Below are 11419 nucleotides of genomic sequence, written 5' to 3' on the forward strand. Positions count from 1 at the left end.
GCTCCGGCAACAGCCGAGCGGGCCTTCGGTTGTTCAGCGTCCTCAGACGATGGCGGCGATCCGGTCGCCCACCTCGACGGTGGAGGCGGTGCCGGCGCGCGAGACCAGGTCCTTGGCGACGGCGGACTCGATGCGCGCCGCGCCCTCGGTGTTGCCGAGGTGGTTGAGCAGCAGCGAGACCGACAGGATGGCGGCGGTCGGGTCGGCCTTGGACTGGCCCGCGATGTCGGGGGCACTGCCGTGGACCGGCTCGAACATCGACGGGTTCACGCCGGAGGCGTCGATGTTGCCCGAGGCCGCCAGGCCGATGCCACCGCTGACGGCGGCGGCGAGGTCGGTGATGATGTCGCCGAACAGGTTGTCGGTGACGATCACGTCGAAGCGGCCCGGGTCGGTCACCATGTGGATGGTGGCGGCGTCGATGTGCTGGTAGGCGGTCTGCACCTCGGGGAACTCGGCGGCGACCTCGTTCACGGTGCGCTGCCACAGCGAACCGGCGAAGGTGAGCACGTTGTTCTTGTGCACCAGGGTCAGGTGCTTGCGGCGGGCCTGCGCGGTGGCGAAGGCGTAGCGGACCACGCGCTCGATGCCGAAGCGGGTGTTGGTGGACACCTCGGTCGCGACCTCGTGCGGGGTCTCGACGCGGATCGCGCCACCGGTGCCGGTGTAGGGGCCCTCGGTGCCCTCACGCACGACCACGAAGTCGATGTCGGGGTTGCCCGCCAGCGGGCTGGTGACGCCGGGGTACAGCCGCGACGGACGCAGGTTCACGTGGTGATCCAGCGCGAAGCGGGTCTTGAGCAGCAGACCACGCTCGAGCACGCCGCTGGGTACCGACGGGTCACCGATGGCGCCGAGCAGGATCGCGTCGTGCTGCTTGAGCTCGGGCAGCACCGACTCCGGCAGGATCTCGCCGGTGCGGTGGTAGCGGGCAGCGCCCAGGTCGTATTCGGTCTTCTCGACACCGGGCGACACCACGTCGAGCACCTTGAGCGCCTCGGCGATGACCTCGGGACCGATGCCGTCACCGGCGATGACTGCGAGTTTCATGAACAAGCTCCGTTCGAAGTCGGGGCGGATCGTGCCGCGCCGGGGATACAGGTGCGCGCCGCCACCGTGGGGTGACGGCGCGCAGCTGCCGATGTCCCGGAGACCGGGACGTCACAACTCAGGCCAGGTCGACCAGGACGACCTTGGCGGCGCCGACGGCCTCGGCGATCGCGGTCTGCACCTCGGCGGACACCTCGCGGTTGACGCGCAGGATCACGGTGGCGCCCTCGGCGTCCACGTCCTGGCTCAGCTGCGCGGCCAGGATGTCGATCTCGGCCTCGCCCAGCTTGGTGCCGATCTTGCCCAGCGCGCCCGGCTTGTCACCGTAGTTCAGCACGGCCAGGTTCAGGCCCTCGGCGCGCATGTCGTAGTTGCGGCCGTTGATGTTGACGATCTTGTCGACCAGGTTCGGCTCGGTCAGCGTGCCCGCGACGTTCAGGGTCGAACCGTCGCCGAACACGGCGCGCAGGTCGACGACGCTGCGGTGGTTCGGGCTCTCGGTGGCGGTGGTGACCTCGGCGGTGATGCCACGCTCCTTGGCCAGCGCGGGCGCGTTGACGAAGGTGACCTGGTCCTCGACCAGCGCCGAGAACACGCCGCGCAGCGCGGACAGCTCCAGCACGGCGACGTCCTGCGAGGCGAGCTCGCCGCGCACCTGCACCTCGACGCTGACGGGCAGCTCGCTGGCGATGGCGCCGAGCAGGTGACCCTGCTTGCGCACGACGTCCAGCCACGGCGCGACGACATCGTTCACGGCGCCACCGGTGACGTTCACCGCGCCGGGCACGAACTCACCGGCCAGCGCCAGCAGCACCGACTTGGCGACATCGGTGCCGGCGCGGTCCTGGGCCTCGGCGGTGGAGGCGCCCAGGTGCGGGGTCACGACGACCTCGGGCAGCTCGAACAGCGGGCTGTCGGTGCACGGCTCGGTCTCGAACACGTCCAGACCGGCGGCGCGCACGTGGCCGGACTTGATGGCGTCGGCCAGCGCCTGCTCGTCGATCAGGCCACCGCGGGCGGCGTTGACGATGATGACGCCCGGCTTGGTCTTGGCCAGCGTCTCGGCGTTGAGCATGCCCTTGGTCTCGGGCGTCTTCGGCAGGTGGATGGAGATGAAGTCGGCGCGCTCGAGCACCTCCTCCAGGCTCAGCAGCTCGATGCCGAGCTGGGCGGCGCGAGCGGGCGAGGTGTAGGGGTCGTACGCGACGATCTTGGTCTCGAAAGCCGCAAGACGCTGCGCGAACAGCTGGCCGATGCGGCCCAGGCCGATGACGCCGACGGTCTTGCCGAGGATCTCGACACCGTTGAACTTGCTGCGCTTCCAGGTCTTCTCGCGCAGGGTGGCGTCGGCGGCCGGGATCTGGCGCGCGGCGGCGAGCAGCAGGGTGACGGCGTGCTCGGCGGCGGTGTGGATGTTGGAGGTCGGCGCGTTGACGACCATCACGCCACGCTCGGTGGCGGCGGGCACGTCGACGTTGTCGAGGCCTACGCCGGCACGGGCGACGATCTGGAGCTTCTTGCCCGCCTCGAGCACCTCGGCGTCGACGGTGGTGGCGGAGCGCACGAGCAGCGCGTCGGCCTCGGGGACCGCGGCGAGCAGCGCCGGGCGGTCGGGGCCGTCGACCCAGCGAACCTCGACACCGTCACCGAGCGCGTCGACGGTCGACTGGGCGAGCTTGTCGGCGATCAGAACTACAGGACGGCCTGCTTGGCTCACTGTGGGGTACTCCTGGGGAAGAGAGGGGGTCGGCAGTTACCGCCGACCAGAATAGTCGGCGGAGTTCGGCTGCCCTTACCCCCCTGCCGAAAACCGGGTGAACCCTGGGTGTCGCGCCACCTACCATCACGCCATGTCATTGCGCACCGTCCCCGACTCGATGGATCCGGCCGTCGTGGCCGCCGTCGACGCCGAGCTCGACCGGGTGGCGGCCGAGCACGACGTGTCCATCCGGCTCGCCATCGAAAGCGGCAGCCGCGCTTGGGGTTTCCCCTCGCCGGATTCCGACTACGACTGCCGGTTCGTCTATGTGGCGAGCCTGGAGACCTATCTGTCGCCGTGGTCGCGTCGCGATGTCATCGAGACGCCGCTGGTCGGGCTGCTCGATGTGAACGGCTGGGACCTGGCCAAGGCGCTGCGCCTGCTGGTGCAGGGCAACGCGGTGCTGGTCGAGTGGCTGATGTCACCGATCGTCTATCGCGGCGACGAGGCGTTCCGCGCCCGCCTGCGCGAGGTGGCCGAGGAGGTGGCCGATCGCGACCGGATCGCCCGGCACTATCTGCACCTCGGCGCGCGCCAGTGGGCGCTGTTCGAGCGCAATGGCGGCTTGAAGAAGGTGTTCTATTCGCTGCGCCCGGCGATGGCGCTGCGCTGGTTGCGCGAGCATCCCGGCGCCGCGGTGGCCCCGATGCACCTGCCGACCCTGCTCGCCCAGTGCGAACTGCCCGCCGACCTGGTCGCCTCGATCACCGAACTGACGGCACTCAAGTCGAAGACAAGGGAGATGGGCTCGGCCGAGCCGCCGCGCTTGATCGCGGACTTCATCAACGACGAGTTCACCAGGGCGGCAGCGGAATTCGCGACGCGCGGGCCGCGCGATCTGACGGCGGCGCGAGCGGTGACCGACGAGTTCTTCCGCGCGGAGGCACTGGCCCCCAGATAGCAGAAACTCCGCACCTACTGGTGCGGAGCTTCACGTTCGTACGCTGGTCAAGCGCAGAATCAGAGGACGCGGACGTCCTGAGCCTGCGGGCCCTTCTGACCCTGACCGATCTCGAACTCCACACGCTGACCCTCGTCGAGGGAGCGGAAGCCCGAGCCGCTAACAGCCGAGTAGTGCACGAAGACGTCGGGTCCGCCGCCGTCCTGTGCGATGAAGCCGAAGCCCTTCTCGCTGTTGAACCACTTCACAATGCCCTGAGCCATTTCAAAACCTTCTGTAGACGAGCCAGGTCCTAATAGTCCGGTCCCGGTCTCGGCTTCAACAATGCCATGATCCGACGAATTCCTCCACACCCGACTTCGTCGACTGTGAGGAAGCCAACGCCGCGATGCCGTTGACCGGTGCCGTCACACAAGCGACCGCTTGGATGCTCGGTGTATGCCGAGGTAGTTGCGGCGAGGATGCCGGATTCGATCGACACCCTCCACCGAACCGGCTGGCACGCTTCACCATCGACATCTCTATGCCACTGTGCCCCGTCACCGTCAGCATCCCTAGACATTTTCAAGAAACCCAGTACGGCAAATTTCCTACCAGCGTATTTTCCGAGTTTGTGAGGGAGGGCACACCCCGCGGAGAAATCACGCAAGGAGTAGAGAGTGCTGGACATCAACCATTTCACCTACGGCTGGGTAACCCCACTGCTGGCGTATCTCATGTCGGTCATCGGATCGATGCTGGCACTGCGTTGCATGGTTCGCTCGCGCGCATCGGGTAGTCACGGCGGCTGGCTCACCGCGGCCGCGATCGCACTCGGCGGGACCGGCATCTGGGTCATGCATTTCATCGCGATGCTCGGCTTTTCCGTGCACGGCGCGACCATCCGATACAACGTCCCGATCACCTTGTTCAGCGCCGCCGTCGCGATGGGCGTGGTGTGGCTCGGCCTGTCCATCGTGGTGCGCCGCAGCTGGGACAGCGCCGCCCTCCCGGTGGGTGGGACGATCACCGGTCTCGGCGTCGGCGCGATGCACTATTCCGGCATGTACGCGATGAAGACCGACATCGAAATCGTCTACGACCCGTTCGTCGTCGCCGTCTCGATGGTCATCGCCGTCGTCGCCGCCACGGCCGCGCTCTGGTTCGCCCTGCACATCCACGGCCTCGTCGCCACGATCGGCGCCGCCCTGCTGATGGGTGTGGCCGTCACCGGCATGCACTACACCGGCATGTTCTCGATGAGCGCGCACACCAGCGCCCACGTCGCCCACGCCTCCGGCGCCACCGCGTACCAACTGCTCACCCCGCTGATCATCGGAATCAGCATGGTCACCATGGTGCTGCTCATGCAGGTCGGTGTCACCGAGGCCGAGGACCCCAACCTGGCCAGGCCGGTGCACGATCAGCGCGCGAGCCGCTTCTGGCCCAGCGGCCAGAACTGAATCTGTCGTACCCCGTTGAGACACTGAGGAGGTAGCAATCACCGGCTCCGGCCGAGTCTCTACGGGGGATCCACATGCTGTTTTTCATCATTGCGGCCGTGCTCTGCGCGGGCGCGGGCGCTCTCGCCCTGTTCGCCGCCTCGATCACCGAATCCAAGGCGACCGACGCGCTGCTCGCGTCGCGGGCCGCCTCGCATTTCATCGGCGACGGCAACCCGACCAGCGGGTTCTTCGTCCTGCGCGCCCGCCACGACCGGCTGCACCGGCTCAGCACGCGGCTGCTGACCGTCAGCGCGGTAGCGGCGCTGGCGGCGACCGCTTTCGCGATCTACGCCGTCGCCGTCTACTAGACGACCCGCACGTGGTGCGCTTCCGGCCCGCGCCGGGTCTCCCTGATCCCGAATTCCACACGCTGACCGGCCCGCAGCGTGCGGAACCCCTCCCCGACGAGTTCGGTGTACTCCACGAACACCTCCGCCCCGCCCGCGTCGGGGGTGATGAATCCGAATCCCTTGCCGCTGTCGAACCAGCTCACGACGCCGCCCGGCATCAACCGACCTTCCGAATCATTTGCCTGACACGCTGATTCGCCCATGGTCGCATGCCCAGCCCCGCGACACGAAAGCCGTGGAGTTCTCGCAGCCGTTCGCCGGCATCCACGCTGGATAAACTCCAGGTAGGTCCGCAGGGGACCGGCCGGGTCCGGGAGAACGGAGAGCCGGTGCAGCGCAGCGCCACCACCGTCCGTTCCGCCGCCGAAGCGGTCACCGTCTTCGCGGCCACCGCCGTCGCGGTGCTCGCGATCATGCTGCCGATCAGCTTCGCCGCCCTGGCGCAGGCGCGCCACATCGACCTGCTGGTGTTCAACATTCCGCGGGCGATGACCGGTGGCGCGTTCGCCGCGGTCATCACCGCGGCGGTCACGGTCGCCGTCGGCAGCCGGCGCACCGCCCGCTGGACGGCGCTGCTCGCACTCGCCGGCATCGTGCTGAGCCACCTGCTGTTGGTCCCCCACAGCGACAACGCGGACTTCACCGGCCTCTCGCTGGCCACGCTCAATTTCCTCGACGCGCTGCTCGCCGGCGTGACGCTGGGCGCGATGGCCGTCGTGGTCTGGCCCGAACCACTGCTGCGGACCGTCTACCTGTTCGCGGTGCCCGCCGCCGCCGTGCTGGGCGACCTCACCGAGACACCCACCGACGAGGGTTCGGCAGGCTTCGACGGCGTCCTCGCCGGCTCGCTGCCGCTGTGGTTCATCACGGCCGGGGTACTCGCACTCGCCTACTTCGCGATCACGACCGTCACCCCGCCGCGCAACGGTGTCGACACCGCGATTCCCTTGGCCCCCGTGTTCGCCGGCGTCGTCGCCTTCTCGACCATTCTCATGACGTCACTCGCCGTGGCGTCCCGCGAGACGAGCATCCCGGCTGTGCTCGTCGGCTCGATCGTCGTCGTCGCGGCCGCGACGGTGGCCGCGCTGATCCTGCCGGACCGCGACGGTGTCCTGGTGCTGCTGATGACCGGTTTCGCCGTGGCAGGCAGCCTCGTCATCGCGCTACCCCGTTCGGGCCTGGTCGACGTGGGCACCGTCATCGCCCTCGGCGCCGGACTGCTGGCAGCCCTGCGCCGTCCCCATCCCCTGGCCGCCGCAGTCAGCGTGGCGGGCTTGGCGGTCTTCGTCCTGGCCACCGACCTTCTCGACCCACCGGCGACCCTCAATGCCGCAGTCGGCTGCCTGGCACTCGGCGCGATCTGCGGCTATTGCGTCGGCTCCGCCGTCCCGTTGAGCCCCACCTCCGCCACGGTCGGCCTGTCGATCCTGTGCGTGCCGTCCATCGGAGTCGCGTTGAGCGACAGCGAGTTCAGCCATCTGGCCTACTCGTCGTCCTGGTACCGCACCGCCGACGTGAACCGAGGCCCGCTCCCGGCGGCGATCGCGATCGGCATCGCCATCGGCTGCGCCGTCGCCATCGCACTACTGATCCGTCACCGCCCCGCGCCCGACTAGTCAGGCGTCCTGCCAACCGAATTCGGAGAACGCCCGCCCGGTCAGCACCTCCCCCAGCCCGACCCGGCAGTACTCGACGATCTCCGTCGGCAGCGCCGACACCTCGAACCACCGCAGCTCCGAACACTTCTCCGGCTCACAGTTCGTCACAGCACCTCGCCAACGCCGGACGGTGAAGAACATCTGCACCCGCTCGGCACTGTGCAGCACATGCGCGAATTCGACATCGCCCGCGTCGATTTCAACCCCCACCTCCTCGCGTGCCTCGCGAATCAGCCCCGCCACCGCTGACTCCCCCGCCTCGAGATGCCCGGCAGGCACGTGGAACAACCCGTCTCCGAACCCGGTATCACGCCTGCGCCCCAACAGCACCCGCCCGTCCCTGTCGAGGAGCACCAGATGAACGCCGACGAGCACCCAATACTTGTCCACGATTTCCACCCTACCGAGAACTACGAGACCACCCATCCCACAGCCATATTCGGGGTATACCGAGAGCATGAGTTTTCCGGTGACCTTCGGGCTCGCCCAGGTCGTCCTCCTCGCACTGATCGCGCTCGCCCTAGCCCTCCTCGTCTCCGCAGCCCTCGCGGCCCGCCGCCGCCGAGGCCCGAAAGCCGTCCTCGGCCGAGGCGCCCCCGCCCTCGCCCTCCTCCTCGTCGCCACCCTCCTCCTCTGGATCGCCACCCTGCTCCAGACCTACCTGGGCCTCACCGGCGAAATCACCGCCGCCCATGTCATCGCGAAACCCGTTGCCGGACAGTCCGACCAACTCGACCTGGAACTGACCATCTTCGACGACGACGGAGCGGTCGACACCCGCACAACCCACCGCGTCGAAGGCAACCTCTGGGTCCTGCAAGCCAACATCGTCGAACTACACCCTTGGGTCAACGCCCTCGGCTTCCACTCCGGCTACAAAATCACCCGCCTCTACGGCCAACGCCTGGACGGCAAACACACCACCCAAGACCACATCATGCTCAACGGCAGCGACCGCGACTTCTTCGAAGACATGAACAACGGCACCTGGTACACCTCCCCCTTCGTCAAATCCGCCTACGGCAACGCCGTCATCGCCACCCCCGGCGAATACGACGTCCTCATCTCCCACGACGCCATCAAGGTCCGCGCCACCTTTTGAGCGCACCGGGCGTCTCGACGAACGGGATATCCCGCCCTTTGACCACGCAGCGATACAAATGCACGAAAGGGACAGTAAGAGGTGACAATTCAGCGAACCACCGACGTCTGGGAAGCCATCAGCGAGTCTCCCGAGGAAGCACAGCGACTTCGCGACTGGGCCGAGGCCATGGATGCCGTGCTCGCCCGAAAAGAGCGTAGGAGCTCACAGCTACCCAAGCCGCCGAACGACTCGGTGTAGCCAGGTCGCGCATCCACAAGATGCGTGCCGGCAACCAGGGCACGTACAGAACCGCGCATTCGCCGAGGCAGGACGCGGTCAGCCGGGCCTGGGTAGCATGGATGAATGCCTGTGCCCAGCGTCGAGCGTCCAGATCTTCCAGAGCACATGACCTGGGAAGAGCTGGAGAATCTGCCTGCGGAGGTCGCCGAGCAGATCGAGTTGTGGGAGGGGCGGGTCGTCTGGGTGCGGCGCGGTCCCGGCGAGCATCAGATGGCAATGCGCAGGCTGACCGAGCAGATCGAACGATGCGCTCGGGACGACATGTCGACAGGTTCCGAACGGTGCTGGCGAGTGAACCTTGAAACGAATGTGTTCTTCGGTAGTAGCGGAAAATCCGACTTCGTCACCCCCGACTTCCTGGTGCACCGCTGTCTACCAGCATTCGCCGACGTACGTGCCACCGATACGGTGCTGGTCGGCGAGGTCCTGTCACCGTCTAACACTCAGATCGACATCGAGGCCAAACGAGCCCGCTATGCCAGCGGAGGGATCCCCTGGTACTGGGAAGTCAGTTTGCAACGAGACACAGGCGCGATCGGAACCGTCCGGGTATACGGACTAGACATCGGCCACGCCGAACTCCCCGAGGGAGTCCGCCCGCTACGCCGCGCAAACTATGTCCTCGCGGGTGAATGGACCTCAGCCGCCGGCAGCACCGATATATCGTTCCACTTCCCGTTCCCCATCAACATCCCTTGGTCCTCGCTGACCTTCTGAGCCGACCCGAGAAACCACTTCACTCAGCACGGGCACATCGATAGCGGTGTCGATTCAAGCCACTGGCGGCGGGCAAGCTGCCTGTCGGGATGTGTCAGGTCCGACGGGCCCACCGCCGACGTGCCACGCGAAAGGCCGAGCGTCTACGCCAGCACTACATGTGCTGATCGGCCAATTGGCTTGCCCCACATGGTAATCGCGGGCGACGATGATCTACTTGTCCTTCGAACGAGGGCTGAGCGCCGGCGCCAGGTGCGCCTTTGGAAGCGACGATGACAGACGACCCCACAACGACAGCCGAGTCCCCGACGGCCGATAGCGGTTCTCCGCAGGCCGCCTGCATTCCGCCACCACCGCAGTCGAGCCGTACACAGTCGACTTCTTCGACCGATGGACCTATGCGCGCTTTCTAGGTCCGGAAGCCCTCGCGTTTGGGTTCGAGTCAGGTCAGCCGTGGGACCTCGATGGCTCGTACGGTAACCGCCTCTGGGGCATAGAAGTTCTCACTCTGGACGACGACGGCACCTGGAAGGTCACCGACTACGAGCACGAACAGAGGCAGCACGACGAGGAGTTCCTTCCCGATCAATCGTCTGGAATCCCCAAGGCACACTAGCCTGGCTCCGCGACGGAATACTCGAATGCCGAGTGCTGAACACACCGAGACCTGCACTCAGTCAGATCTGGCCACAAGCCGTCCAGTACTCGGACGATTTCCGCCTGGTCGACTTCTGGTTCGACATTCCGGCCCCTTGGACCGACCTCACCCTCGCTGTTGACGGCCGACTCCTCCTGGCCCACGGCCCCGATGCCACCGACCACATCGATCTCGTCCACACCCGGCGATCACCCGATGGCCACACCTGGTACGAACTCCCGCCAGAATCGCTCGATCGCCCATCAGCAGGCACCATCTGACACGCCTCACCCTCCAGGTGCGCAGTCAACCACTCCTCCGACCCCCCGGACCTCACGCCGACCTCCAATCCCGGTGTGCGCCGGATCAATTCCACGACGATCGTCGCGAGCATGTATCCACCAGAATCTGTCGTGGAACCGTGGCACACTGCGTCTGTGGACCTTGGGGATGAACGCGCGCTTCGACTCGACATCTTCGATGCGCTGAGGGCATTGGTGGAGGAGCGGGGCGGATCGGTGACGCGCGCCGATCTGCTGGACTTCCAGGCTGGTGACTTCGCGATTCAGTTGATCGATCGCAACCGTGGGATTCGGAATCCCAAGATTCTCGCCTCGACGCTGTCCATCATGTCGAAGCCGGACAGTCCATACGACGATGCGATCGTCGGAGAGTCGCTGTTCTCCTATTCCTACCGTGAAGGCCCTATCGATGCCGGTGACAACGTCAAATTGCGCAGGGCGGCCGACACGCAGCTACCTCTCATTCTGCTGCGGTGGATCAAGGTCGGCGACGATATCCGATACCTGCCTGTGTTTCCGGTGTACGTCGTCGCCGATGACCCCGCCAATCGACGAATTCTGCTGGCCCTCGACGAATCCCTGCGTGATGTGAGTGACCCGCAGCACCTGACCGAGACCGAACGACGCTATGTCCAGCGGGTGACCAAGCAGCGCTTGCATCAGCCGCAGTTCCGCAGCCGAGTGCTGTTGGCTTATCGGAACCGATGCGCCGTTTGCCGGCTCGGGCGAGCGCAACTGTTGGAAGCCGCCCACATCATCGGTGACAAGGAGGTGCACGGCATCGCCGATATCCCGAACGGCCTGAGCCTGTGCAAGATTCACCATGCGGCCTACGACCAGAACCTGATGGGCATTTCTCCCGACTGCCGAGTCCACATCGGTCCGGCGCTGGCCCAGGCCGACAATGAGGGCCCAATCCTCAAGTTCGGACTCAAAGGCATGAGCGATGTACGGCTAACGCTCCCCGACAAGAAGTCGCTGCATCCTGCACGGGACCGCTTGGCCGAGCGATTCGAGCAGTTCCAGAAGGGCGACATCGCCTTCCCCACCACTGGATCGGGTTCGTACGGCCTCGCCAACGTCGACTTCCAAAAGACCACGCCGGTCACAATCGGAACGAACTTCCCGCTGGTCGACTTCACATCGGCGGATACGCGGTCCGCCGATGCGAAGTAGG

Annotated in this window: 13 protein-coding genes; 8 read left to right on the forward strand and 5 right to left on the reverse strand. The window is 66.4% G+C overall.

The window, feature by feature from the left end; translation table 11 throughout:
* Positions 1-42: 42 nt before the first annotated feature.
* Positions 43-1050: a 3-isopropylmalate dehydrogenase gene (locus ACWF9G_RS20390; RefSeq protein ID WP_379304566.1), complete on the reverse strand. Its 1008-nt coding sequence runs from the start codon at positions 1048-1050 to the stop codon at positions 43-45.
* Between the two features lie 118 nt (positions 1051-1168).
* Positions 1169-2767: a phosphoglycerate dehydrogenase gene (gene serA / locus ACWF9G_RS20395; RefSeq protein ID WP_379304564.1), complete on the reverse strand. Its 1599-nt coding sequence runs from the start codon at positions 2765-2767 to the stop codon at positions 1169-1171.
* A 133-nt stretch (positions 2768-2900) separates the two neighbouring features.
* On the opposite strand from serA, the gene ACWF9G_RS20400 reads away from it, so the two are divergent.
* Positions 2901-3710, forward strand: coding sequence for a nucleotidyltransferase domain-containing protein (locus ACWF9G_RS20400; protein ID WP_452517034.1), 810 nt, complete (start codon positions 2901-2903; stop codon positions 3708-3710).
* 59 nt (positions 3711-3769) lie between these two features.
* Here the strand turns inward: ACWF9G_RS20400 and ACWF9G_RS20405 are convergent, their stop codons facing one another.
* Positions 3770-3973, reverse strand: coding sequence for a cold-shock protein (locus ACWF9G_RS20405; protein WP_014987157.1), 204 nt, complete (start codon positions 3971-3973; stop codon positions 3770-3772).
* A gap of 396 nt (positions 3974-4369) precedes the next feature.
* Here ACWF9G_RS20405 and ACWF9G_RS20410 point away from each other — a divergent pair, with 396 nt between their 5' ends.
* Complete coding sequence (locus tag ACWF9G_RS20410; protein WP_379304560.1) at positions 4370-5152, forward strand: MHYT domain-containing protein; 783 nt, start codon at positions 4370-4372, stop codon at positions 5150-5152.
* Positions 5153-5226: 74 nt separating this feature from the next.
* Positions 5227-5502 carry a hypothetical protein gene (locus ACWF9G_RS20415; protein WP_452517036.1) on the forward strand — a complete coding sequence of 92 codons (276 nt, stop codon included), beginning with the start codon at positions 5227-5229 and terminating at the stop codon, positions 5500-5502.
* On the opposite strand, the gene ACWF9G_RS20420 is transcribed toward ACWF9G_RS20415, so the two are convergent.
* Positions 5499-5702 carry a cold-shock protein gene (locus tag ACWF9G_RS20420; protein WP_452517037.1) on the reverse strand — a complete coding sequence of 68 codons (204 nt, stop codon included), beginning with the start codon at positions 5700-5702 and terminating at the stop codon, positions 5499-5501. The genes ACWF9G_RS20415 and ACWF9G_RS20420 overlap by 4 nt on opposite strands.
* Positions 5703-5873: 171 nt before the next feature.
* Here ACWF9G_RS20420 and ACWF9G_RS20425 point away from each other — a divergent pair, with 171 nt between their 5' ends.
* Entirely contained in the window at positions 5874-7160 is a 1287-nt protein-coding gene (locus ACWF9G_RS20425) for a hypothetical protein (protein WP_452517038.1), read from the forward strand.
* On the opposite strand, the gene ACWF9G_RS20430 is transcribed toward ACWF9G_RS20425, so the two are convergent.
* Entirely contained in the window at positions 7161-7592 is a 432-nt protein-coding gene (locus tag ACWF9G_RS20430; protein WP_452517040.1) for an NUDIX hydrolase, read from the reverse strand. It lies immediately after the preceding gene.
* Between the two features lie 67 nt (positions 7593-7659).
* On the opposite strand from ACWF9G_RS20430, the gene ACWF9G_RS20435 reads away from it, so the two are divergent.
* The 4 genes from ACWF9G_RS20435 to ACWF9G_RS20450 all read left to right on the forward strand — a co-directional run bounded on the left by ACWF9G_RS20435 (position 7660) and on the right by ACWF9G_RS20450 (position 11418).
* Positions 7660-8304, forward strand: coding sequence for a hypothetical protein (locus tag ACWF9G_RS20435; protein WP_452517041.1), 645 nt, complete (start codon positions 7660-7662; stop codon positions 8302-8304).
* An 81-nt stretch (positions 8305-8385) separates the two neighbouring features.
* Positions 8386-8544, forward strand: coding sequence for a hypothetical protein (locus tag ACWF9G_RS20440; protein WP_452517043.1), 159 nt, complete (start codon positions 8386-8388; stop codon positions 8542-8544).
* 105 nt (positions 8545-8649) lie between these two features.
* Complete coding sequence (locus ACWF9G_RS20445) at positions 8650-9303, forward strand: Uma2 family endonuclease (protein ID WP_452517045.1); 654 nt, start codon at positions 8650-8652, stop codon at positions 9301-9303.
* Positions 9304-10377: 1074 nt separating this feature from the next.
* A complete protein-coding gene (locus ACWF9G_RS20450) occupies positions 10378-11418 on the forward strand; it encodes an HNH endonuclease (RefSeq protein ID WP_452517047.1) in 1041 nt (346 codons plus the stop codon).
* Position 11419: the final 1 nt, after the last annotated feature.

It is taken from the genome of Nocardia sp. NPDC055029, from assembly GCF_053608525.1.